Raw genomic sequence first — 21,975 nt, forward strand, 5'->3', positions numbered from 1 at the left:
AGACCGCGACCGCCATGCCGCACACGCTCACCTTCACCCTGGAACCCTCCGCGGGCCGGACGCTCGACGGCCGACTGCACCCGGCCCTCGCAGCCGGCCTGCGCCGGCAACTGTCCGGGCTGCTGCTCGGGCCCGCCGCACTGGACACGTGCTTCGACGTCCAACTGGACGGACACGGGGCGGCCCGCGTCCGCCTGTCGGAAGCCTCCGAGGCGGCGCGACTGACCGGCGCGACCCGCATCCTCGTCGTCGACCCCCACGCCCCCGCCGCGGAGGCCCCCGACGCTTCCGGCGGACCGCCCACGCGGCGGACGGAGCGCGAACGGCGGTTGGAGGTGCCCGCCGACCTGAGCGAGTACGTGAGCCTGGCCTCGGTCTGGACCGGTTCCCCCGACGGCCCCGACCCCGCCGCGGCCGCCCGCTTCGACCGGCTCGTCGATGTCCCCCAGCACGAGGTGCTCGCCGACGTCGTCGGCCGGCTCCGACCGGAGGGCCTGCTCGACGCGTGGAGCCTTGAGCACTACGGCCGGGTCATCCAGGCGGCGGCGGAGGCCGCGGCCTCCACGCCGTGCCTCCTGCTGACCGGCGACCCCGGCACGGGCAAGTCGGCGGTCGCCCACGGCCTGGCGGCCATGGCCGCCGCCGAACTGCGCGAGGACGTCGCGTTCGTCCAGCTCAACCAGCGCCTGCGCGGCCACGGCATCCAGGGCCGGGCCGGCAGCGACGCGGTGGGCTTCCTCACCGGCCTCGGCGACTTCGCGGGGAAGCTGAACCTGCCCCTCATCGTGTTCCTCGACGAGGCGGAGGCGGTCGGCGGACTGCGCAGCGCCCACGACACCAGTTCCGGCGCGCTCGAGAACACCGCGGTCGTCGACGCGCTGATCGTCGGCCTGGACCGCATCCGGGCGCACCACGACGCGCGCCTGGTCTTCCTCATGGCCACCAACCTCGTCGAGCGGGTCGACCCCGCCGTGCTGCGCCGGGCCACCGTCCACCACTTCCCGAGGCCGTCCGCGGCCGGACGCGGGACCCTGCTGGCCCACGCGTTGGACGGCGCCGTGGGCGACGACGACCTCGCCGCCCTGAACAAGGCGCTGGAGCGGACCGACGGGCCCGCGCTGACCGCCGCGGACGTCATCCACCAGGTCGTCGCCCGAGGGGTGCGCGAGGCGGCGGCCGCCGGGCGGCCGCTGCGACCGGCGCGCCTGCACGACCTCGCCCGCCGGGCGGTGGCGACCTCGGCCGTGGGGCGGGGAGGGGGCGCTCGGGAGTGAGACCCCGCCACCGGCGGGCCCGCGGCCGGGGCCCGGCGGTCCGGTCCTCCCCGCCCGGCGCCGCGGGGCGGCCTCAGCCCTCCAGCGCGCGGGCCAGACCGCGCTCGGCGTCGTCGGCCGAGGCGCGCAGGTAGGCCCGTTCGTACGCCGAGTCGCCCGCCGCCTGCCGGGCCCGGCGCTCCCACTGCTCGCGGATGGCCGCCAACTCCGGGGTGCCCCGGTGGGGGTGGCCGATCATGCGCCAGTACGTGTGCCCCGTGCCGGACGTACGGGCCGCCGCCACACCGTCCCCCCGCGCGGCGATGGCCCCCGCGAGCAGGTCCAGGCCGAGCGCTATGCCGAGGCTGTCGTGCAGCTCGTGCTTGCCGGCGAGCATCGCCCGCGCGTGGCTCTCGGCGTGTCGGGGGCGGCCCCGGAGCAGGTGGATGAGGGCGAGTTGGTGGTCGGCGTAGGCCCGTGCCCAGTACTCGCCGAAGCGCAGGCTGATCTTCTGGAGCCGGGTGGCCTCCTCGTACGCCTCGTCGAGCCGGCCGAGCGCGGAGAGCGCGAAGAGGCGTATCACCCGGCAGCGGAGCTGCGACGGCGCGTCGGCGGGGTCCCCCGGATGCTCGCGCAGCGCGTGGTCGCTGACCGCGTGCGCCGTGCGCGGCTCGCCCGCCATCAGATACGTGAAGCTCACCGAGTGGGCCGCCAGCAGGACCGCCTCGGGGTCCTCGTCGCGGCGGGCCGCCGCCCGGCACTCCTCGCCGGTCCGCAGGGCCGCCTCGTGGTCGCCCTGGAGGGCCAGCGTGACGCCCAGGGCCCAGAGCGCGCGGGTGCGGTGGGGGCCGGCGGAGAGCGGCAGGGCCAGCACCCGTTCCAGATACGTGCGCGCCTGGTGCAGGTGGCCGCAGCAGCTCCAGAACAGCCCCGCGCACCCGGCCATCTCCATCGCCTTCTCCGGGTCCTCGGCCACCAGGTGGTCCAGCGCGGCGCACAGGTCCGCGTGGGCGTCGGCGATCCGGTGGTACCACGCGACCTGCGAGGGCCCCAACCAGCCCGTGTACGCCTGGACGCAGACGTGGGCGAAGTGCCGGGCGTGCCGGTCGGCGAGGAGGGCGTCCTCCGCCAGCTCCGCCAGCCACATCGCCCCGTACTCGCGCAGGGTGTCCAGCATCCGGTAACCGCCCTCGGTGCGCCGCAGCACGGACTGGTCGGCCAGGCGCTCCAGCGCCGGGGCGACCGCGTCCGCGCCGAGCGGCCCGCCCGCGCACACCGCCTCAGCGTCCTGCGCCGTGATCACGCCCCGGAAGACGGAGAGCCGCGCCCACAGCAGCCGCTCCAGCGGCGCGCAGAGCTCGTGGCTCCAGCCGATCGTGGTGCGCAGCGCACGGTGGCGGCGGGGCCAGAGGGTGTCGTCGGTGAGCGCGTCCATCCGGGAGGCCAGCCGCCCGGTGATCTCCTGAGCGCTGTTCCTGCGGAGTTGGGCGCAGGCCAGCTCCACGGCGAGCGGTATGCCGTCGACGCGCCGGCAGATCTCCGCCACGGCGGCCGCGCTGGCCGGGGCGTCGAAGGAGAGGCCGGGCACGACCGAGGCCGCGCGGTCGAGGAAGAGCCGGACCGCTTCGTCGCCCTCCTCGCCGGCGGAGAGCGGGGCCACCTCGACGCGGTGCTCGTCCGGCGTGCCGAACGGCTCCCGGCTGGTGGCCAGGACCGTCAGGCCGGGGACCGCGGCGAGCAGTTCGGCCACGAGCCGCCCGCAGGGGCCGACGACCCGCTCGCAGCAGTCGAGGACGAGCAGCAGCCGGCGGTCGGACAGCCACGCGCGCAGCGCCGCCACCGGCTGCCGGGCGCTGTGGTCCAGGAGCCCGACGCCGTCGCAGACCGTGGTGGTCAGCAGTTCGTCGTCGTGCAGATGGGAGAGGTCGGCCCACCACACGCCGTCCGCGTACCGGTCCTGGGCGCGTTCCGCGACGCGCAGGGCCAGCCGGCTCTTGCCGACCCCGCCGCTGCCGGTGAGCGTGACCAGACGGTGGTCTCGAAGTGCCCGTTCGATGCTGACCAGTTCGCTGTCGCGGCCGACGAAGCTGGTCGTCACGACGGGGAGGTTGCCCATCACGGACGCCATCCTGCACCTCCGTGCCCCGCGGCCTCCGTTCATAGCGAAAAGCAGTCAGAAACGGCCGACAATGCACCCTGCGCGATCGATAGGCGGCTCGAAGGGACAGGGTGGCGGACACCGCCGGGGCCCGCTCCGATCCGGACCGCGACGGCGTGCTCGCGCGGGGCGGGAGGGCGGCGCGCGCCGTCGCCCTCCTGCGCTACGTTGCCGGAAGGACGCGGCGCGCCGCGCGGGCGGGCGCGTGGAGTGACGGTGCGCCCGCCCGGCCGGCGGCCGGGCGCGGTGTCCGACCGCCGCGGGCCGGGCCGGTGGACGGACGGTCCGCCGGATCCGCCGCCGATACGGAGGGATGGCCATGAGCACGTCACCTGCCCCGGAGGGACGGGCGGACGCCGCCGGGACCGCGGCGGAGCACCCGGAGATCACCTCCATCGGGTGCACCCGGTGCGGCACGCAGATCGCGGGCCTCGACGGGCGGTACGCCTGCTCGGGCTGCGGCTGGGTCAACGCGTGGACCGAGGGCCACCGCCCCCTGCCCACCGCCCCGCGCCGCCGCCGGTGAGGGGCGCGCGCCGGGCGCGGGGAGCGCCGGGCCGCCATCGCGACCGCCGCCGCGCACCACGTACACTCGCCCCCGCCTTCGCCGACCGGTGGGGGCTCCGCGCACAGACAGACGGGAAATATTCCGTATGAGTTCCGCAGACGCCACCGAAGCACCGATCTACGCCGGCCTCGTGGAGGAGCACGGTGACGTTCCCGCGGAGGTCCGGCGCGTGGCGGAGGAAGTCCTGCGCGACGCGGGCCGCGCGATCGACTTCGGCATGGTGCGGACGGCCGCCGCCCGCTAGGGGGCGTCCGGCGGATCGTGACCGGGTCCACGGCGCGCCTGGCACGGCGCCTCGCGGCGTTGCCGAAACGCCCGAATCGCTCCGCGACGAAGGCGTTCCAGCGCCGTGCGCCGCACCGCACCGGACACCGCGGCCCGCCCGGCCCTGATCCGCCGGACACCCCCCGGACGCCGGTGCCGGCGGGCGTACGCGTGCCGGTCCGCGGCCGCCGGGAACGGGCGCGTCGATCACGGAGCGGTGAAGGCTCCGCAACCGTCCGGCAACTCTTGCCCGGTCCTCACGCCCTGCGGCACGACGGCCCGCCGAGCGGCGCGGCCGCGTCCGGCTCCGGCGGGGGCCGGGCCCGCGACACGGGACCGCTTCCGGCCGGCCCCGCGCCGAACCGGCAGGGCGCCGTGCGGCCGGCGGCCCGCGACCGCCCCGCACGGGCCGCCGTCCACCGGCCGCGGCCGAGCACCCGGCCCGGTGGGCCTGAGTACGGGCACTCAGGCCCACCGCCCGCCCCGCCGCGACGATGGGGCGACGACCGGGACGGCGCGCAGGCGGCCCCCACGGCGCGAACGCCGTCTCACGGGTCGCCCAGCCACCGGACCGCAGGAGAACCGTGCTCAGCCGCATCGCAGCCGCCGTCGTCCCCGCCCTCGGACGCCTCACGGTCACGTCCGACCACGCCGCCGCCCCGGCCGCCGGCAGCATCATCGTCGCCAACCACACCTCGCTCGCCGATCCGGGCGTCGTCCTCGCCGCGCTGCTGCGCCTCGACGTCGAACCCGTCGTCCTGGCCGCCGCGGGCCTCTGGCGCGTCCCGGTCCTCGGACGCCTCCTGGAGCGCGGCGGCCACGTGCCCGTGCACCGCGGCACCCGCCGGGCGGCCGACGCCCTCGACGCGGCGGTCGCCGCGCTCGGACACGGCCGCCACGTACTCGTCTACGGGGAGGGCCGGCTGCCCCTCCGCACGGACGCGGCCGAGGCCCCGCCGGAGGGCTTCCGCAGCGGCCCGGCCCGCCTGGCGCTCAGGTCCGGCGCGCCGATCGTGCCGCTCGGCCAGGCGGGAGCACGCCGGGTGACCTCCGGGCGGTGCGCCAAGCAGGTCTCCGGCCTCCTCACCGCCCCGGCCCGCCGCCCCCGGCTGCACGTCCACATCGGCGCTCCGGTCCGCCTCCCGCCGGACGTGGAGGCCGCCACCGCCGCGGCCCGCGCCGCCGTCACCACCGCCTGGCGCACCGCCGCCCGACGCCTGGGCGAGCCCGCGGCGGAGCTCACCGCCCGGTGACGGCCTCCTGAGCGGGGGCCCCGTCCCTCCGCCTCCGCGTCGTGCGCGCAGGCGGGCGGCGCCTCGGCGCGCGGCCGCCCCGAACGCCTCGCCGACGCGGGCCGGCTCCACCCCGGCGGCGTGTCCGACCAGTCCCCGGCGGTCGGTGCCGGGGGGCGGCAGACGACGTGAGCGGCCTGGCGAGAGCGCCGCAGAAGCCCGGCCCTCGCCTCGGCCGCGCGGGCGGCCCGCCCCCGCGCCGACGTGGGGGCCTCGGCCGGGTGGCGGCGGCGACAGGGGCGGCGTACGTATGGAGGGAGCGCCGCTCCAGGGCGGCCGGGCGCTTCGGTCCGCCGCCGGCCGACGGCCGCGAGGGCGGCCCGCCGCGACGGCGGACGGCGGCGAGGACCGGGGCGAGGAGGCGGGTTCCGATGGCGGTGGCAGAGCAGCGCACTCCGGTGCACGGCGTCCCGTGCTGGGTGAGCCTCATGACGCGCGACCTGCGGGCCACCGAGGACTTCTACGCGCACGTGCTGGGCTGGACCTTCCGCTCCGGCACGCTCGGCAAGGGCTTTTCCGTCGCGCACGTCGGCGCCCGGCCCGTCGCCGGGCTCGGCCAGATCGCGCCGGGCCTGCCCACCTCGGTGTCCTGGACCCCCTACTTCGCCGTCGCCGACGCCGACGGCGCCGCCGCGCGGGTCCGGGAGCGCGGCGCCACCATCGCCGTGGGCCCGATCCGGCTGGGCCGCGGCCGCGGAGCGGTCGGCGCGGACCGCGAGGGCGCCGGATTCGGCTTCTGGGAGGGCCGCACCCCTCCCTGGTCGCTCGGCAGCGACCGTACCCCGGCCTCCCTCGAACTGCGGACCAGCCACGCCTTCGACTCCGCCATCTTCTACGCCGAGGTGTTCGGGTGGGCCTCCGGGGAGCCCGGCGGCTGCGAGGTCGGCTACGCGTACGAGCAGGACGCCGTCGTCGTCCGGCAGGGCGGCCGCACCGTGGCCACCCTGCGCGGCGGCGGGGACGGGGCGTCCGCCGACCCCCGGCTGCGCCCCCGGTGGCACGTGCGCTTCGAGGTCGACGACCTGGCGGAGGTCATTGAGGCGGCACGCCGGGAGGGCGGCGCGGTCTGCCCTCCGGTCGGCTCCCCGAGCGACGGGACCGAATCGGTGATCACCGACCCGGACGGGGGCATCTTCACCGTCCGCACCCGCCGGACGCCCGCCTGAGCCCCCGCCCCGCCCCGCCGCACGCGCCGCCTCCGTCAGCAGGCGCGGTACACGTGGCCGGCGCGGCCCGCCGGCCGGACTGCGAGGTCCCTGAGCACCACCGAGAGCTCCGCGCCCGCGGACGAGCACGCCCGGACGAAGTCGCGGTCCGCGTACTCGACGACGAGGACCCGGTCGCCGTACGCGGCGGCGTAGTCGGCGCACTCGCCGTACCGGCCGCACTCCTCCGCCACCGCGAAGTCGAAGCCGATCTCCTCGCGCCGCCCGAGCAGTTCGGCGGTGTTCTTCTGGCCGATCGCCAACCCGGCGGCGTGCGCGCGGGCGGCGAGGAGCTCGGCGAACGCGGCGTTGTGCGCCTGGTCCAGCAGGCCCTCGGAGCGCTCGTGGGAATCCAGGTTGTCCGGCTCCACCGCCTGGAAGCCGTCCTTCGCGCAGCCGTCGATCCAGTCCCCGACGATCCCGGCCAGCCGGGCGCGCTTCGCCGGGGTCGAGGTGTCCAGCAGCGCCTCGCCCCACGCCTCGTCGTTCACCACGCCGCCGTCCCGGTCGCGCAGCAGCAGGTCCGGTTCGTTCTTCCGCCACCAGCCCAGGGCGTCCGGCTGGGCCTGGAAGGCGTTGACGTAGCAGACGTTGTACAACCCCTCGGCGGGCTCGTCGCCCCGGTCGCGGACGACGGTCCGCACCCCGGCGGGCGGCGGGTACGCCCCGCCGATCTGGTAGTCGAAGGGCGCGTTCGCCGCGGGCGGCACGGCCGCGGGCGGGGGAGCGGGGTCGGTGGCGAAGGCGTCGGACAGGAGCAGCCCCGCACCGGCCGCGACGAGGACCGCGCCCGCCAGGGCGGCGAGCACGCCCCGGCGGCGGCTGGGAGGAGGGGCGGGGGGCTGGGTCATGCGTGCTCCTGCGCGTCGGTCGTACGGCTGCCCGCTCATCATGGATGACGGGGCCACGAGCGCACCCGGCGGCCGGTGCGCGGGACTCAGGCGGACCGCGCGCCGCCGAGGGCCTCGGCGGCCTCCGCGGCCACCGCGTCGGCCACCGCCGCCAGGGCCGGCGAGTCCAGCTTCCACTGCTGCCAGTACAGCGGGACGTGCACGACGCGGTCCGGGACGACGTTCACCAACCGGCCCGTGCGCAGCAGCGGTTCCCCCTGGACGTCGGGGACCATGCCCCACCCCATGCCCGCCGCGACGGCCTCCACGAACCCCTCGGGGCTGGGGACGAGATGCCGCCGGGCGCTCGCCCCGGCACCGTGCCCCAGTCCGCGCACGAAGGCGTCCTGGAGGTCGTCCCGCCGGTCGAAGACCACCACCGGAGCGTCGGCGACCAGCGCGCGCGGGTCCCCGCCCGCTCCCCGGCCGAACCACCGCCGCGCGAAGGACGGGGCGGCCACCGGCACGTACCGCATCCGGCCCAGAGCGCGCACCGAACAGCCCGACACCGCCTCCGGGGACGACGTCACCGCCGCCATCACCAGCCCCTCCCGCAGGAGCGCGGCCGTATGGTCCTGGTCCTCCCGGCGCAGCTCGTAGCAGAGGTCCGCGTCCTCGGGCAGCCGCCGCAGCGCGGGCAGGAACCACGTCGCCAGGGAGTCGGAGTTGACCGCGATCGCCAGCCGCGTCGGTTCGCCGGGCCCCGCCATGCCGAGGGCCGTCCGCGCGTCGCCCTCCAGCCGCGCCAACTGGCGGGCGAAACGCACCACCACCTCGCCGGACCCGGTCGGCCGCACCGGCTTCGTCCGCATCAGCAGCACCCGGCCGGTGCGCTGCTCCAGCGCCTTGACCCGCTGGCTGACCGCCGACGGCGTCACCCGCAGCGCCTGTGCCGCCGCGTCGAAGGTGCCCTCGTCGACGACGGCCAGCAGGGTCCGCACCTGGTCGAGGGGGAGTTCGGACATCATGGAAGCTCATGGTACGTAAGAATCATTAGCTGTACGCAGGGCGGGCGCCTCCGTACCGTCGGCCCCATGACGAACGCCCTCACCACCGCGGCCGCCGGATTCGGCACCGGCCTCTCCCTCATCGTCGCCATCGGCGCGCAGAACGCCCTCGTGCTCCGCCAGGGCGTCCGCCGCCACGGGGTGCTCGCGGTGGTCGGCATCTGCGCGCTCTCCGACGCGGTGCTCATCACATTGGGCGTCGCCGGGGTCGGCGCCGTCGTCACGGCCTGGCCCTCCGCGCTGACCGCGGTCGGCCTGCTCGGCGGCGTGTTCCTCATCGGCTACGGCCTGCTCGCCGCGCGCCGCGTCCTGCGCCCCTCGGCGCTGCGCGCGGACGACGCCCCCGCCGCGTCGCGGCGCGGGGTCGTGCTCGCCTGCCTGGCGATGACCTGGCTCAACCCGCACGTGTACCTGGACACCGTGTTCCTGCTCGGCTCCGTCGCGGCGGACCGGGGGGAGCTGCGCTGGAGCTTCGGGCTCGGCGCGATCCTCGCCAGCCTGTGCTGGTTCGCCGCCCTCGGGTACGGGGCCCGGCTGCTGAGCGGCGTCCTCGCGCGCCCGTCGTCGTGGCGGGTGCTGGACGGCCTCGTCGCCCTGACGATGACCGGCCTGGGCGTGAAGCTGGTGCTGGGCGCCTGAGCGCCGGGACCTCGGCCCCGCCGGCTCAGTCGGCGGGGTCGAGGAGGCTCAGCCGCTCGGCGCGCTCCGGGGTCAGGTCCAGGGCCGTGAGGATCGAGGGGGTGGCGATGCTGGGGAGGATGTGCTGCTGGAGCGTGATGTGGCGGCGCTGGAGGTCCCGGTAGTCGCTGAGCGTCTGGGAGACCGCCTGGGTGCCCGCGAAGGCGGCGACGTAGAGGTCCGCCGTCTCGGTCGGGTTGACGTGCGGAAGCAACTCGCCGTTCTGTTTCGCCAGGGCGAGCAGGTCGTGGGTCGCCTCCTGCCAGCGGAGGAAGGGGCCGCTGCGGTCGAGGCCCTGGGCCTGCTGGTCCATCGAGAGCCGGACGCCCGCGCGGGTGAGGAGACTCGTCTGCAGGCGATGGCTGAAAAGCATCCCCACATCGATGAGTTCCTGGAGTTTCAGCGTCTGGTCCGGCGCCGCCCGCGGCGGAGTCTGGGCGTCGAGGACCCCGAGCGCGAGATCTTCTTTCGACGGGAAATGGAAATACAGAGCGCCTTTCGTCACCCCGGCGCTTTTCAGTATTTCGGTGATGGTGGCGGCTTGATAGCCGTATTTCTCGAAAGCCTGGGCTGCTGCCATCAGGATCGTGTGGCGGGTGCGGATCGCCCGGTCCTGCTTGGCCATCCTGTCTCCTTTACTGGGCGGGCCGGTGAGGGCCGGGTCGCTGTGGGGAGGCCGCCCTGGCTGGGATAGAAAAAAAACCGCTTAGTCTGTATCTTATCAGCGCAGGTGCATCGCAGGAACGGCTCGCCATCACATGACCCCTGGGGGGAGTTATGCCCGAAGCAGCAGTCTTGATCGATCCGGTGCCGGCCGTGGACGCGGAGGTCGAGGTGGCGCATCCCGTGGACATCGACATGGTGCACCGGACCCGGCCCCAGGACGCCTTCCCGCGGAGCTGGGTCCGCCTGGGGCATGACCGGTTCTCGGTCACGGCCGTGCTCCCGCACGACCACCCCTTCTTCGCCCCCGTGGCCGGCCGCCACGATCCGCTGCTCGTCGCGGAGGCGATGCGGCAGGCGGCGATGCTGGCCTTCCACGCGGGGTACGGGGTCCCGCTCGGCCACCACTTCCTGATGGCGGACCTGGACTACGTCTGCCACCCGGACCACCTCGCCGTGGACGGCGCGCCCACCGAGGTCGACGTGGAGGTGTTCTGCTCCGACCTCACGTGGCGGGGCGGGCTGCCGGTGCAGGGCCGCGTGGGCTGGGCCGTGCACCGGGGCGGCGGCCTGGCGGCCACGGGGACGGGCGCGACCCGGTTCACCAGCCCGCAGGTGTACCGGCGGATGCGCGGCGCCGCCCCGGTGGAGGGGATATCGATACCCGAGGCCGCGCCGGTCAGCGCGGTCCGGGCCGGCCGGAGCCGGCCCGAGGACGTGGTGCTGTCGCCGACCGCGCGCGAGGGCCTGTGGGAGCTGCGCGTGGACACTCGGCACCCGACGCTGTTCCAGCGTCCCAACGACCACGTGCCGGGGATGCTGCTGCTGGAGGCGGCCCGGCAGGCCGCGTGCCTGGTGGCCGGGGGCGGCGTGGTGCCGGTGGAGGCAAGCACCCGGTTCCACCGGTACGCCGAGTTCGGCAGCCCTTGCTCGATCGGGGCCGTGGTCGTGCCCGGCGCGACCGGGGATGCGGTGAGCGTGCGGGTGACGGGGCATCAGGAGGGCCACCCGGTCTTCTCCACCCTCCTGTCCGGCCCGCGCGTCGCGGGCTGACGCGGGCGGGGCCGCGAGGCGGTGGGGCGAAGCCCGGTGGAGCGCGCGTCCGCGCCCGCGCCGGGGCGGGCGGCGTCCGGCGGACGCCGTCCCTGACGAGCGAGCGTGTGAGGGGTTGGCGAGTGATTCTCGTAACGGGTGCGACCGGGCCGGTGGGCCGCGAGGTCGCCGCACGGCTGGCGGCGGCCGGACCGGTGCGGGTGCTCGTACGGCGGCCGGAGCGGCTGACGGTGCGGGGACCGGGGGTCGAGGTCGTCACGGGGGAGTACGGGGACCCGGCCGCCCTGGACCGGGCGCTGCGCGGCGTCGCTTCGGTCTTCCTGGTGACGAACAGCCCCACCGATCCGGACGACGAGAGGGTCTCGGCGGCGGCGCGGGCGGCGGGCGTCGGCCACCTGGTCAAGCTGTCGATGATGGCGGTGGAGGAGCCCGGCGCGGACGACTTCATCACCCGGTGGCAGCGGAGGAACGAGCGGGCGGTCCGGGAGTCGGGCGTCCCGTGGACGTTCGTCCGCGCGCGGACCTTCATGTCCAACACGCTCTCCTGGGCCCCGGACATCCGTGCCCGAGGGGTGGTGCGCGCCCTGTACGGCGACGCCCCGGTCGCGTGCGTCGACCCGCGCGACGTCGCGGCGGTCGCGGTCGCGGTCCTCACCGGCGCCGGGCACGAGGGCAGGGCGTACGCCGTCTCGGGCCCCGAGCCGATCACCGCGCGGGAGCAGACGGCCCAGCTCGCCGAGGTGCTGGGTCGGCCGCTGCGCTTCGAGGAGTCGGGCCTGGACGCGGCGCGCGCGGCGCTGCTGGCCGCGTACCCGCCGCCGGTGGCCGAGGCGTTCCTGGAGAGCGCAGAGCGGCAGCGGGCGGGTGTGAAGGCGGCGGTGGCGCCCACGGTCCGGGAGCTGACCGGCGCACCGGCCGGGACGTTCCGCGCCTGGGCGGCCGACCACGCCGACGCGTTCGCGGCGGGCCGGCCCGTTCCGCACAGCGCCCCCGACGCGGGGCCGGAGCGGAATTCCGCGCATTAGCCGCCCGCCGGTCCGCGATGACATCGCGGTGGCGGTGAGGGCGCGGGCGAAAACGCGTCGCGGGCCGTATCCGCTGGAGCGGAAAGGCGGATCATATGTTTATCAATGCCGATTTCGACTCTGTTGACGCCAGGGAGAAGCGCGGAAAGGCGGCGGGGAGGGGCGGGAAGAGGGTGGGGCCGTCGTGCGCTGGAAAAGATACCGGTAAGTTGGTTTGATACCCCATGACGTCGGCCGTGGCCCGGAGCGGGCCGGAGGGCGTCGTCCTCCCGGCCGTCCCCGGCCGGTTCTCCCCCGAGCTGGAGGCTCCGGTGACCAAGCAGGAGCGTGCCACCCGCACCCGCAGGACCCTGATCGACTCCGCCGCCCTCGTGTTCGAGCGGTACGGGTACGCCGAGGCGCGGCTGGCGCTGATCAGTTCCGGTGCGGGCGTCAGCACGGGCGCACTGCACTTCCACTTCGAGAACAAGGCCGCCGTCGCGGAGGCCGTGGTGGTGGAGGCGTCGCGCGGGCTGCACGACATGACCGACGCGATCCGGCGCCGTACGGGCGCCCCCCTGCAGGCCCTCGTCGACGCCTCGCACGCCTTCGCCCGACTCCTGCGGGAGGACCCGGTCACGCGGGCCGGATTCCGGCTGAGCTGCGACGGGGGGAGGGCCGCCGCGCCGGACCTGCGCGTGGAGTGGCACCAGTGCGTACGGGAACTGCTGGAGGAGGCGGCCGCCGCCGGAACCCTCGCCCCGGACGTCTCCCGCGAGGACGCGGCGGCCGTGCTGGTCGCGGCGACCACCGGGTTCGAGGTGCTCGGCCGGCAGGACCCCGACTGGCTGGCCCCGCAGGCGCTCGCCGGCTTCTGGCGGTTGCTGCTGCCCCGGCTCGCCGTCGCCCGCGCCCTCGGCCTCGTCGACCCGTCCGGCACCGAGGCGTCGGCCCCGCTGGGGCGCGTCGCGCGCCAGGCGGCCCCGGCGGCCGGGGAGCCGCGTCCGGCCGCCCGGACCTGATCGGCCGTCCGGCTCGGGGGCTCGCGCTCAGGGCGTCCGCCGCGCGCCCTCCAGGACGGCGGGGAGCAGGCCGGGGAAGCGGGCCTCCAGGTCCTCCTCGCGCAACCGGCTCAGGCGGGAGGTCCCCTCGTAGTGCTGGCGGATGATCCCCGCCTCGCGCAGCACCTTGAAGTGGTGGGTGGTGGTGGACTTGCTCACCGGGAGGTCGAAGGCGATGCACGCCATGTCGTCGTGCCCGTCCGCCAGCTCGCGGGCGATGCGCAGCCGGATGGGGTCGGCCAGCGCGTGCAGGACGGCCTCCAGGCGGATCTCCTCCCGCGGCGGGTGGGCGAGCTGTCGTCCGGACGCGGCCGGGCGCTCGGTGGTGGGCATGGGCGGCTCCTCACGGTCTCGCGTACCAAAGTACGAACATCCTCGTAGTTTGACAATCGCCGTACTACGATGGTTACCGTACTTGAGCCGCCGCCGGCGTCCGGCGGCGGCGCCCCGAGCCTGAATGAGGAGACTTACCGGTGAGTGCTCTGTTCACACCCCTGACCCTGCGGTCCCTGGAGATACCCAACCGCGTGTGGATGTCTCCGATGTGCATGTACTCCGCCGCCTGCGACGGGCCGGAGACGGGCGTCCCCACGGACTTCCACCTCACGCACCTCGCGAGCCGCGCCGCCGGAGGCGCGGGGCTCGTGATGGTGGAGGCCACCGGCGTGCGCCCGGACGGCAGGATCAGCCCCTGGGACCTGGGGCTGTGGAACGACCGGCAGCAGGAGGCCTTCGCCCGCGTCGCCGAGGCGATCACCGCGCACGGCTCGATCCCGGCGATCCAGCTCGCCCACGCGGGCCGCAAGGCGTCGACCGACAAGCCCTGGCGCGGCGACCGCTACGTCCCCGAGGCCGAGGGCGGCTGGAGCGCCGTCGCGCCGAGCCCCGTCGCCTTCGACGGCCTGCCCGTTCCGCACGAGCTGACGGAGGAGGAGATCCAGGGCCTGGTGCGCGACTTCGCCGCGGCCGCCGAACGCGCGCTGGCGGCCGGCTTCCGCGTCGTCGAGATCCACGGCGCCCACGGCTACCTGATCAACTCGTTCCTCTCCCCGGTGGCGAACCACCGCACCGACGCCTACGGCGGCGGTTGGGACGACCGCCTGCGCTTCCCGCTCCAGGTGGTCGACGCCGTACGCGCCGTGTGGCCCGACGGCCTGCCGGTCCTCTTCCGCACCTCGGCCACCGACTGGCTGGCCGAGAACCCGGCGGACCCGCGCGAGGGGTGGAGCGCGGAGGACACCGTGCGCCTGGCCAAGGAGTTGACCGCCCACGGCGTCGACCTGCTGGACGTCTCCACCGGCGGCCTGGTGCGCGACGCCGTGATCCCGGCGGCCCCCGGCTACCAGACGCCGTTCGCCGAGCAGGTCCGGCGGGCCGCCGGCGTGCCCACCTCCGCGGTGGGCCTGATCCTCGACCCCGCCCAGGCCGAGGAGGTCGTCGCCGAGGGGCGGGCCGACGCGGTCATGATCGGCCGCGGGATGCTGCGCGACCCGCACTGGGCCCACCACGCCGCCGACGCCCTCGGCGTGGCCCCCCGCTGGCCCGAGCAGTACGGCTACGTCCTGTCGCGCCGCACCGCCAAGGACTGACCGCCGCCGGGGCACGGGGGCGGAAACCGCTTCGCCCGCGCTCGGGGCGCGGGCGAGGCGGCGGCGTACCGACGTGGTGGGAGGGTCCTCAGACGGCCGTCGAGCCGGTGGCCGGCTCGCCCTCGCGGGGCTCCTCCGGTTCCTCGGCGAGCTGTTCGCGGAGGTAGTTCCACACGACCGCGAGCACGGCGGCCACCGGCACGGCCAGCAGGCTCCCCACGACGCCGGCCAGACTGCCGCCCAGCGTCACCGCGAGCAGGACCACCGCCGCGTGCAGGCCGAGCCCCCGGCTCTGGATCATCGGCTGGAACACGTTGCCCTCGAGCTGCTGCACCACCACGATGATCGCCAGCGTGATCAGCGCGTCGGTGACGCCGTTCGAGACGAGGGCGATGAGCACCGCGACCAGCCCCGCGAACAGCGCGCCCACGATCGGCACGAAAGCGGAGACGAAGGTCAGCACCGCCAGCGGAAGGACCAGCGGCACGCCGAGGATCCACAGGCCGAGCCCGATGAACACCGCGTCCAGCAGACCCACGAACGCCTGGGACCGCACGAACGAGCCCAGCGTGTTCCAGCCCCGCTCGGCCACGACCGGGACGTGGCGGGAGAGCCGGCCCGGAAGCTGACGGGTCAGCCACGGCAGGAACCGGGGCCCGTCCTTGAGGAAGAAGAACATCAGGAAGACGGCGAGGACGGCCGTCACCAGGCCGTTGACCAGCGTGCTCACCCCGCTGACGACGGTGGTGACCATGCTGCCGACGCTGTCCTGGATCTTGGCCGTCGCGCTGTCGAAGGCGCGGGTGATCTCGTCGTCGCCGATGTTCAGCGGCGGCCCGGCCGCCCACTCGCGCAACTGCTGGATGCCGGCGACCACGCCGTCGGTCAACTGGCCGGACTGGGACGCCACCGGCACCGCGATCAGCGCCGCGATGCCCGCCCCCGCGACCAGGAAGAGCAGGGTCACCACCGAGGCGGCGAGAGCGGGCCGCCACCCGCGCCGCCGCAGGAAGCGGGCCAGCGGCCAGGTCAGCGTGGTGAGGAACAACGCCACTATCAGCGGCCACACGACCGACCACATCCGGCCGAGGAGCCACAGCGCGACCCAGGCCATCACCAGGACCAGCAACGACTGGGCGGAGGCACGGGCCGACGTGCGCAGAGCGGCGGCTGTCTTTGTCGAACTCAAAGGCGAAGACATGGCGTCACCCTATGGGCTCGCCCCACCCGCTCCCGCACGGCGGCCCCCGCGCAGCCGCCCGCCCCGCGGTGCGACGACGGGGCGGGGCGGCGCGGCCGACCCCCTCAGCGCAGCGCTCGGGGCAGCTCCTCGCGGTGGACGATCCCCAGGCGCTGCGTGGCGCGGGTCAGCGCCACGTACAGGTCGCTCGTGGCGAACCGTGCGGGCTCCACCACCAGCACATGGTCGAACTCGAGGCCCTTGGCCTGGCGCGGGTCGAGCAGCACCACCGGACGCGTGAGGTCGGGTTCGCCGCCCGCCGCCACCCCCTCCAGCGGAGCGGCGACCTCCTCGTGCAGCGCGCGGGGAGCGATGACCGCAAGGCGCCCCTCCCGCGGCGTCAGCTCCGCGACGGCTCGGGCCACCGCGCCCGCCAGGTCGGCCCCCGCTGCGCGCGTCCACGGCCGCTCGCCGGTCGAGCGCACCGAGACGGGCGAGGTGAAGGAGGGGTCCTTCTCCCGGACGACCCCGGCGGCCAGCTCCATGATCTCGGCGGGCGTACGGTAGTTGACCTTGAGCGCCACGTGCTCGTAGCGGTCGCCGACGTACGGCCGCAGGATCTCCTCCCAGGACCCGACCCCCGCCTCGTCGGAGGTCTGGGCCGGGTCGCCGACCAGGGTCAGCGAGCGGGTCGGCGAGCGGCGCATCAGCAGCCGCCACGCCATGGGGGACAGCTCCTGCGCCTCGTCGACGATGATGTGGCCGAACGCCCAGGTGCGGTCGGCGGCGGCCCGTTCGGCGGCGGTGCGGTGGTCGGCCTCCTCGTGCCGCTCCGCCATCCGCTCGGCGTCGATGACGTCGTGGGCGGCCAGGACCTCGGACTCCTCGTCCTCGAACTCGAAGCTCTCCGAGCCGCGCGACAGCTCCAGGACGCCCTGCGCATAACCGATCCGCTCCTGGCGGACGGCCTCCGCCGCGGCCCGCTCGGCGCTGTCGTCGACGCCCAGCAGCTCGGCGGCCTCGTCGAGCAGCGGTACGTCGGCGGGCGTCCACGCACCGTCGGCGGGTGCGCGCCGGACGGCGTCGGCGTCCTCGTCCGGCAGGTGGGCGGGGGCGGCCAGGTAGTCGGCGAGGAACCCTTCCGGGGTGAGCGGCGGCCACAGCTCGTCGACGGCCGCGTGCACCTCCGCGCTGCGGGCGACGTCCCGGCCGAGCAGGGCGATGTCGTCCGGGCCGAGGAAGTTGGGGCCGCCGTAGGGGTCGGCCCCGATGCGCTCGGCGAGTTGCGCGGTGAGGGCGTCGATGACCCGGAAGGCGAAATGCGGACGGGCGAGGTTGTGCGGCAGGCCGGATGCGCGCGCCGCCTGCCGCGCCTCGCGGGCGATCTCCCGGTCCAGCACCAGGTCGCCTCCGTCCTCGTGCGGGACGACCAGCGGGGCGTCGGCCTCCGGCAGTCGCTGCCGGTCCCGTACGGCGAGGGCCAGCGCCCCGGCCATCCGCGCGCCGCCCTTCACGGCCGCGGCGCGGGCCGTGTCCGTGCCGGTGGCGTGCACGCCGGGGTACAGCTCGGCCTGCGTGGCCAGCAGCACCCCGGTCTCGCCGAGCGCGGGCAGCACCTCCGCGATGTAGCGGAGGAACGCCGGGTTGGGGCCGACGATGAGCACGGCGCGCTTGGCCAGCAGCTCGCGGTGCTCGTAGAGCAGGAAGGCGGCCCGGTGCAGCGCGACGGCCGTCTTCCCCGTGCCGGGCCCGCCCTCGACGACGAGGACGCCGCGGTGCGGGGCGCGGATGATGCCGTCCTGCTCGGCCTGGATGGTCCGCACGATGTCGCCCATGCGCCCGGTGCGGGCCGAGTTCAGCGCCGCGAGCAGGACGGCGTCGCCGTTGGGGTCCTCGTGGCCGGTGCGCTCGTCGTCCCGGAGGTCGAGGATCTCGTCGTGCAGCCCGGTGACCGCGCGGCCCTCGGTGCTGATGTGGCGACGGCGGCGCAGCCCCATCGGGGTGTGCCCGGTGGCGAGGTAGAAGGGGCGGGCCACCGGCGCGCGCCAGTCGATGAGCACCGGCGTGCGGTCGGCGTCGTCCGCCCGGACGCCGATGCGGCCGATGTGGTGCGTGAGCCCGTCGGAGCGGTCGACGCGGCCGAAGCACAGCGAACCGTCCACCGCGTTCAGCGCGGCGAGCAGGCCCGAGCGCTCCGCCACCAGGACGTCGCGTTCGACGCGCGCCTGCCGGCCCGTCCCCACCGGCGTCAGCGCGCGCTCGACGCCACGCGCCGCGGCGCCGCGCAGGGCGTCGACGCGGGCGTGGAGACGGTCGACGAATTCCTGCTCTTCCCGCAATTCGTCGCTTTCCCTGTTTGACAAAGTGGCTCCCCGCCGGATATATTCGTCCTCATAAGGCCCCCGAGTGGGGCCTTTCTGCATGAGCGCACGAAGAATCCAATATACGCGGGGCGATCCCCGGCCCGCAATCGCGGACCGGGGCCGTTCCCGCCGGTGGGGCGTTCGCGGCGTCAGCCGGGCAGGGGCGCGCGGATCGCCGGGGCGAAAGGCCGTTTGTCGAAGCCGCTGCGCACATTGCGGCAGAGCGGGACCGTGCACACGAAGAACTCCTCGACGCCGCGCCGGCCGGTCCGCCTTCTCAGCCACGCCTTCTCGTCGGACGTCAGGGGACGGTGCGGCCCGTCGGCATCACAGGTGCAGCAGTACAAAGCGCGAACCGGCATGAAACCTCCCGAAACGGACTGACGGACCGAAGGGGAAGCATAGGGGCACACGCGGCGAACGAGCGCGTGCGGCGGCTTCCCCCTCGGGTGTCGGGACGTCTCGGGCGCGCGCGGCGCACCGCGCCCGCCGGGGCCGGCGCGGGTCAACGGGTCATCGAAGCGTCCCCTGTTCGAGCTGCGCGACCATGTGGCCGCGGGCCGGCTTCCCGCTGGCGGTACGGGCGACCGCGCTGTGGGCCACCTCGACCACCCGCTCCGGCGCCGCGCCGAACTCGCCGGCGACGAGGGTGGCGACCTCGTCGCAAGCGACGTTCCGCCCCCGCTCCGGCACGACGACGACCGTGAAGGACTCCCCGTAGGGCAGGACGACGCACTCGGCCACCCCCGCGACCGTCGCCGCCACCTGCTCGACGTCCGTGGCGAAGACGTTGACGCCGTTGACGGAGACGCGGTCGCCCCGGCGGCCGCTGAGATGGAGGCGGCCCGAGCGCAGAGATCCCAGGTCGCCCGTGTCGAACCAGGTGGTGCGGTGGTCCACGTCCCCGTCGTAGCCGTCGAACAGGGTCTCCCCGCGCAACTGCACCGCGCCCACCTCGCCGTCCGCGCACACCGCGCCCGACTCGTCCACGACGCGCAGGTCCAGGCCCGGCATGGTGGAGCCCAGGCACGCGGTGGTGACGGGGCCCTCCGTGCGGAACCCGGTGGCGGCGTCCACGTAGCGGTGCGACGTGGCCATCAACGCCGCCTCGGCCAGCCCGTAGCAGAACACCAGGGCCGTCGGGTCGAACCCCCACGGTTCCACGGCGTCGAGGAAGGTGCGCACCGACTGCGGGCGGATGGGCTCGGCCCCGCAGAAGACGGTGCGCCAGGCGCGGAGCAGCCGCGGGTCGGGCCCCTGCGCTCCCGCCGCCGCCTCCGTCATCCGCGCCGCGAGGTAGCGCAGCATGAAGTCGGGGAAGGCGCTGTGCACGCTCTCCGCGTCGCTCAGCAGCCGCAGCGCCGCCATGGGCCGGCGCAGGAAGGTCCCCGGCTCCTCCACCACCAGGTCGATGCCCTTGACCAGCGAGGTCAGCACCCCGATGAGCCCCATGTCGTGGTGGAGGGGCAGGGCGATCAGCCCGGCGTGGCCCGGCTTCATGCCCGCGACGGCGGCGATCGCCTCCACGTTGCCCAGCACCGCCCGGTGGCTGAGCGGAATGGGCCGGGGCATCCCGGTGGAGCCGCTGGTGTACTGGACGAAGGCGAGCCCGTCCCGGTCGCCCGGCGCCGGTTCGGGCGACGAGCCCGGCCGCAGCACCAGCCGCAGCTCGTCCGGACCGTGCCCGGAGATGCGGAAGGCGTGGCGCACGCCCTGCTGCCGCACCACCATCGACAGGTACTGCCCGAGGATCGCGCCCGGCACGCGCGGCTTCACCGAGACGGGGACCGCGCCCAGGTGCATCAGGCCCAGGAGCGCGAGCACCCCTTCGCGGGAGCTGCCGATGCGCAGCATCACCCGGTCGCCGGGGCGCACGCCCTGCTGGGCGAAGCCCCCGGCCGCCGCCGCGATCTGCTCCGCGAACTCGGGGTAGGACAACCGCTCCCGCCGGGCCGAGGTCCCGAACGTGACGGCCGCGTCCTGCCGGTGGGCCTGTGCGGCGACGGCCTCCTGCAACGTGCTCGCGCTCATGCGGCTCTCCCCGGCAGGCCCGCCATCGCCAGGAGATCGGCCCGGTGGACGCGTTTGGTGTGACGGTCGACGAGCCCCAGCCGCACCCGGCCGCGGGCGACCGCGGTGCCGTCCGGGAGCTCGACGTCCTGGGTCAGCGTGAAGCTGTACGCGGTCTGCTCGGCGAACGCCGTGCGGACGACGACCCGGCCCACCGGGTCCCAGTCGACCGTCTTGAGGTAGTCCAACTGGAGTTGGAGGACCACGGCGACCAGGGGGCTGTCCCGCAGGTCGACGCCCAGGGCGAGCCCCCACTGCCAGCGGCCCGACTCCAGGAGTTGGACGTGCACGCTGTTGTTCAGGTGTCCGGCCCAGTCGAAGTCGTTGGGTCGCAGCGCGACTTCGCACGTGTGCGTGAAGTCGTGCGGTGTGCGGGCGTTCACGGGGCTTGCCCTCCGCTCCTCGTCGGCCCGGCCAGGAGCACGACCACCGCACCGGCCAGATCGCCGGTGTGACTGATCGAGACGTCCATGGCCAGGCACTGCTGCCGCTGCCACCGGGCGATCAGCCCGTGCAGCCGAATCCGGGGCTGCCCGGCGGGGCCGTGCACCACCTCGACCTCGGGGAAGGTGTGCTCGGGGGCGCCGCCCATCGAGCTGACCGCCTTGACGAAGGCCTCCTTGGCGCAGAACAGCCCGGCCAGGGAGGCGTAGGGGTCGGGCCGGGAGCGGCAGTGCGCCCGCTCGCCGGCGGTGAACAGCACGCCGCTAGCGAGCAAGTGCGGCTTCGCGCGCAGCTCCGGCACGGACTGCAGATCGAATCCGGTCGACATCGTTCGTGCGGAGACTGGCGAAGTAGGCACGCTTGAGGTCCTCGTACGACGTGATCTGGATACCGGTCACCTCGCGGACCAGGGCGAAGACGCTGGTCAGCTTCTTGGCGTGCACCGAGCCCTCGTGCAGCGCCTCGTCGGCGAGGGCGAACTCCTCGTCGCCGGAGCGGGTCCGCTCCCACCAGTTGACGTGCCCCTGGCGCTCGGTCTGGGCCTCGCGCGCGGCGCCGAAGGTCTCGCCGCCGTCCGGGCGGACCCAGGTGTAGGCCATCGACAGGGCGTCCTTGACGGGGTAGACGCCGGACTCCAGCAGGGCCTTGGCGAAGGAGGCGAAGTACTGGCGGTGCTGCACCTCGTCCTTCATGACCGTGTGGAAGACGTCCCGCACCAGCGGGTCCTCGGTGGCGCGGGCCTGCCAGCCGTAGGAGACGCAGGCCTCGATCTCCACGCAGGCCTGGAGCATACAGACGCGCACGTAGTTGTCGAGCGGGAGCGGGCCCCGGCACTCGACCACTTCCTCCTCCTCGATGGGGTCGATGCCCGCCATCTCCATGAGCCGGCCGAAGGCGATCTCGTGGTGCGCCTCCTCCTCCAGCCAGTAGCGCGCGGACCAGGCGGCGGCGATGTGCAGGACGTTGGAGCCCAGCGGGTTCGAGTCCCGTATCTCGTTGGCGAGTTTGACGCCGTCGACGGCCAGGCGCAGGCCGGCCGGCTGGGTGGTCAGCTCGGCGCGCGAGGCGTGCCACAGCGCGGCCCGGTCCCCGGCCCGCGGCCGGTCGAGGCGGCGGCCGTCGAAGATGGCGTCCGTGCCCCATCGGCGCTGCTCGTGGTAGCTGTGCTGGACGCGCAGCACGTCGGTGAGGGTCGCTCCGGCGCGGAGCTCCTTGACGATGTCGGTCATGATC

At 75.2% G+C, this 21,975-nt stretch carries 22 protein-coding genes; 10 read left to right on the forward strand and 12 right to left on the reverse strand.

Translation table 11 applies throughout. The features are described 5' to 3' along the window. Positions 1 to 14 precede the first annotated feature (14 nt). Entirely contained in the window at positions 15 to 1,274 is a 1,260-nt protein-coding gene (locus ACZ6EJ_RS14125; protein ID WP_469267156.1) for an AAA family ATPase, read from the forward strand. 73 nt (positions 1,275 to 1,347) lie between these two features. Here ACZ6EJ_RS14125 and ACZ6EJ_RS14130 read toward each other — a convergent pair whose 3' ends face one another. After that, positions 1,348 to 3,369, reverse strand: a complete 2,022-nt coding sequence (locus tag ACZ6EJ_RS14130) for an ATP-binding protein (protein ID WP_469267235.1) — start codon at positions 3,367 to 3,369, stop codon at positions 1,348 to 1,350. Positions 3,370 to 3,730: 361 nt separating this feature from the next. On the opposite strand from ACZ6EJ_RS14130, the gene ACZ6EJ_RS14135 reads away from it, so the two are divergent. From ACZ6EJ_RS14135 to ACZ6EJ_RS14150, 4 genes are all read left to right on the forward strand, one after another. Beyond that, the gene (locus tag ACZ6EJ_RS14135) at positions 3,731 to 3,937 is read left to right on the forward strand and encodes a hypothetical protein (protein ID WP_469267158.1); all 207 of its coding nucleotides are present in this window, start codon (positions 3,731 to 3,733) and stop codon (positions 3,935 to 3,937) included. A gap of 127 nt (positions 3,938 to 4,064) precedes the next feature. After that, positions 4,065 to 4,223 (forward strand): hypothetical protein, encoded by a 159-nt coding sequence (locus ACZ6EJ_RS14140; protein WP_469267160.1) that lies wholly within the window; start codon positions 4,065 to 4,067, stop codon positions 4,221 to 4,223. A 604-nt stretch (positions 4,224 to 4,827) separates the two neighbouring features. Continuing rightward, positions 4,828 to 5,496: a lysophospholipid acyltransferase family protein gene (locus ACZ6EJ_RS14145; RefSeq protein ID WP_469267161.1), complete on the forward strand. Its 669-nt coding sequence runs from the start codon at positions 4,828 to 4,830 to the stop codon at positions 5,494 to 5,496. Between the two features lie 410 nt (positions 5,497 to 5,906). Further along, a complete protein-coding gene (locus ACZ6EJ_RS14150) occupies positions 5,907 to 6,701 on the forward strand; it encodes a VOC family protein (RefSeq protein WP_469267162.1) in 795 nt (264 codons plus the stop codon). A 35-nt stretch (positions 6,702 to 6,736) separates the two neighbouring features. Here ACZ6EJ_RS14150 and ACZ6EJ_RS14155 read toward each other — a convergent pair whose 3' ends face one another. Both ACZ6EJ_RS14155 and ACZ6EJ_RS14160 read right to left on the reverse strand, forming a co-directional pair. After that, positions 6,737 to 7,591, reverse strand: a complete 855-nt coding sequence (locus tag ACZ6EJ_RS14155) for an endo alpha-1,4 polygalactosaminidase (RefSeq protein WP_469267166.1) — start codon at positions 7,589 to 7,591, stop codon at positions 6,737 to 6,739. Positions 7,592 to 7,677: 86 nt separating this feature from the next. Further along, positions 7,678 to 8,598 (reverse strand): LysR family transcriptional regulator ArgP, encoded by a 921-nt coding sequence (locus ACZ6EJ_RS14160; protein ID WP_469267167.1) that lies wholly within the window; start codon positions 8,596 to 8,598, stop codon positions 7,678 to 7,680. 66 nt (positions 8,599 to 8,664) lie between these two features. Here ACZ6EJ_RS14160 and ACZ6EJ_RS14165 point away from each other — a divergent pair, with 66 nt between their 5' ends. Continuing rightward, the gene (locus ACZ6EJ_RS14165; protein ID WP_469267168.1) at positions 8,665 to 9,276 is read left to right on the forward strand and encodes a LysE/ArgO family amino acid transporter; all 612 of its coding nucleotides are present in this window, start codon (positions 8,665 to 8,667) and stop codon (positions 9,274 to 9,276) included. 25 nt (positions 9,277 to 9,301) lie between these two features. Here ACZ6EJ_RS14165 and ACZ6EJ_RS14170 read toward each other — a convergent pair whose 3' ends face one another. Further along, positions 9,302 to 9,940 carry a ScbR family autoregulator-binding transcription factor gene (locus ACZ6EJ_RS14170; RefSeq protein ID WP_469267169.1) on the reverse strand — a complete coding sequence of 213 codons (639 nt, stop codon included), beginning with the start codon at positions 9,938 to 9,940 and terminating at the stop codon, positions 9,302 to 9,304. 152 nt (positions 9,941 to 10,092) lie between these two features. Here ACZ6EJ_RS14170 and afsA point away from each other — a divergent pair, with 152 nt between their 5' ends. The 3 genes from afsA to ACZ6EJ_RS14185 all read left to right on the forward strand — a co-directional run bounded on the left by afsA (position 10,093) and on the right by ACZ6EJ_RS14185 (position 13,057). Next, a complete protein-coding gene (gene afsA / locus ACZ6EJ_RS14175; RefSeq protein WP_469267170.1) occupies positions 10,093 to 11,031 on the forward strand; it encodes a 2-oxo-3-(phosphooxy)propyl 3-oxoalkanoate synthase in 939 nt (312 codons plus the stop codon). Positions 11,032 to 11,153: 122 nt separating this feature from the next. Next, positions 11,154 to 12,056 carry an NAD(P)H-binding protein gene (locus ACZ6EJ_RS14180; RefSeq protein ID WP_469267171.1) on the forward strand — a complete coding sequence of 301 codons (903 nt, stop codon included), beginning with the start codon at positions 11,154 to 11,156 and terminating at the stop codon, positions 12,054 to 12,056. A gap of 311 nt (positions 12,057 to 12,367) precedes the next feature. Further along, a complete protein-coding gene (locus tag ACZ6EJ_RS14185; RefSeq protein WP_469267237.1) occupies positions 12,368 to 13,057 on the forward strand; it encodes a ScbR family autoregulator-binding transcription factor in 690 nt (229 codons plus the stop codon). A gap of 27 nt (positions 13,058 to 13,084) precedes the next feature. Here ACZ6EJ_RS14185 and ACZ6EJ_RS14190 read toward each other — a convergent pair whose 3' ends face one another. Further along, entirely contained in the window at positions 13,085 to 13,429 is a 345-nt protein-coding gene (locus ACZ6EJ_RS14190; protein WP_469267173.1) for an ArsR/SmtB family transcription factor, read from the reverse strand. A gap of 140 nt (positions 13,430 to 13,569) precedes the next feature. Here ACZ6EJ_RS14190 and ACZ6EJ_RS14195 point away from each other — a divergent pair, with 140 nt between their 5' ends. Beyond that, positions 13,570 to 14,685, forward strand: coding sequence for an NADH:flavin oxidoreductase/NADH oxidase (locus tag ACZ6EJ_RS14195; protein ID WP_469267175.1), 1,116 nt, complete (start codon positions 13,570 to 13,572; stop codon positions 14,683 to 14,685). Positions 14,686 to 14,773: 88 nt separating this feature from the next. Here the strand turns inward: ACZ6EJ_RS14195 and ACZ6EJ_RS14200 are convergent, their stop codons facing one another. The 7 genes from ACZ6EJ_RS14200 to ACZ6EJ_RS14230 all read right to left on the reverse strand — a co-directional run bounded on the left by ACZ6EJ_RS14200 (position 14,774) and on the right by ACZ6EJ_RS14230 (position 21,971). Then, entirely contained in the window at positions 14,774 to 15,886 is a 1,113-nt protein-coding gene (locus ACZ6EJ_RS14200) for an AI-2E family transporter (RefSeq protein ID WP_469267176.1), read from the reverse strand. A gap of 104 nt (positions 15,887 to 15,990) precedes the next feature. Further along, positions 15,991 to 18,204, reverse strand: coding sequence for a HelD family protein (locus tag ACZ6EJ_RS14205; RefSeq protein WP_469267238.1), 2,214 nt, complete (start codon positions 18,202 to 18,204; stop codon positions 15,991 to 15,993). Between the two features lie 173 nt (positions 18,205 to 18,377). Then, entirely contained in the window at positions 18,378 to 18,590 is a 213-nt protein-coding gene (locus ACZ6EJ_RS14210; protein ID WP_469267177.1) for a hypothetical protein, read from the reverse strand. A gap of 151 nt (positions 18,591 to 18,741) precedes the next feature. Continuing rightward, the gene (locus ACZ6EJ_RS14215) at positions 18,742 to 20,259 is read right to left on the reverse strand and encodes an AMP-binding protein (protein ID WP_469267178.1); all 1,518 of its coding nucleotides are present in this window, start codon (positions 20,257 to 20,259) and stop codon (positions 18,742 to 18,744) included. Continuing rightward, positions 20,256 to 20,681 carry an acyl-CoA thioesterase gene (locus tag ACZ6EJ_RS14220; RefSeq protein WP_469267180.1) on the reverse strand — a complete coding sequence of 142 codons (426 nt, stop codon included), beginning with the start codon at positions 20,679 to 20,681 and terminating at the stop codon, positions 20,256 to 20,258. Before ACZ6EJ_RS14220 ends, ACZ6EJ_RS14215 begins: the two co-directional genes overlap by 4 nt. Further along, positions 20,678 to 21,001 carry a holo-ACP synthase gene (locus ACZ6EJ_RS14225; RefSeq protein ID WP_469267182.1) on the reverse strand — a complete coding sequence of 108 codons (324 nt, stop codon included), beginning with the start codon at positions 20,999 to 21,001 and terminating at the stop codon, positions 20,678 to 20,680. The genes ACZ6EJ_RS14220 and ACZ6EJ_RS14225 overlap by 4 nt, the downstream gene beginning before the upstream one ends. A gap of 4 nt (positions 21,002 to 21,005) precedes the next feature. Further along, a complete protein-coding gene (locus ACZ6EJ_RS14230) occupies positions 21,006 to 21,971 on the reverse strand; it encodes a ferritin family protein (protein WP_469267184.1) in 966 nt (321 codons plus the stop codon). Between the last annotated feature and the right edge of the window lie 4 nt (positions 21,972 to 21,975).

The organism is Streptomyces sp. NPDC041970 (assembly GCF_055588985.1).

Coding starts and splice junctions, on each gene's coding strand:
- ACZ6EJ_RS14125 (WP_469267156.1), top strand. CDS start 15: ATGCCGCACACGCTCACCTTCACCCTGGAACCCTCCGCGGGCCGGACG.
- ACZ6EJ_RS14130 (WP_469267235.1), bottom strand. CDS start 3,369: ATGGGCAACCTCCCCGTCGTGACGACCAGCTTCGTCGGCCGCGACAGC.
- ACZ6EJ_RS14135 (WP_469267158.1), top strand. CDS start 3,731: ATGAGCACGTCACCTGCCCCGGAGGGACGGGCGGACGCCGCCGGGACC.
- ACZ6EJ_RS14140 (WP_469267160.1), top strand. CDS start 4,065: ATGAGTTCCGCAGACGCCACCGAAGCACCGATCTACGCCGGCCTCGTG.
- ACZ6EJ_RS14150 (WP_469267162.1), top strand. CDS start 5,907: ATGGCGGTGGCAGAGCAGCGCACTCCGGTGCACGGCGTCCCGTGCTGG.
- ACZ6EJ_RS14155 (WP_469267166.1), bottom strand. CDS start 7,591: ATGACCCAGCCCCCCGCCCCTCCTCCCAGCCGCCGCCGGGGCGTGCTC.
- ACZ6EJ_RS14160 (WP_469267167.1), bottom strand. CDS start 8,598: ATGATGTCCGAACTCCCCCTCGACCAGGTGCGGACCCTGCTGGCCGTC.
- ACZ6EJ_RS14165 (WP_469267168.1), top strand. CDS start 8,665: ATGACGAACGCCCTCACCACCGCGGCCGCCGGATTCGGCACCGGCCTC.
- ACZ6EJ_RS14170 (WP_469267169.1), bottom strand. CDS start 9,940: ATGGCCAAGCAGGACCGGGCGATCCGCACCCGCCACACGATCCTGATG.
- afsA (WP_469267170.1), top strand. CDS start 10,093: ATGCCCGAAGCAGCAGTCTTGATCGATCCGGTGCCGGCCGTGGACGCG.
- ACZ6EJ_RS14190 (WP_469267173.1), bottom strand. CDS start 13,429: ATGCCCACCACCGAGCGCCCGGCCGCGTCCGGACGACAGCTCGCCCAC.
- ACZ6EJ_RS14200 (WP_469267176.1), bottom strand. CDS start 15,886: ATGTCTTCGCCTTTGAGTTCGACAAAGACAGCCGCCGCTCTGCGCACG.
- ACZ6EJ_RS14210 (WP_469267177.1), bottom strand. CDS start 18,590: ATGCCGGTTCGCGCTTTGTACTGCTGCACCTGTGATGCCGACGGGCCG.
- ACZ6EJ_RS14215 (WP_469267178.1), bottom strand. CDS start 20,259: ATGAGCGCGAGCACGTTGCAGGAGGCCGTCGCCGCACAGGCCCACCGG.
- ACZ6EJ_RS14230 (WP_469267184.1), bottom strand. CDS start 21,971: ATGACCGACATCGTCAAGGAGCTCCGCGCCGGAGCGACCCTCACCGAC.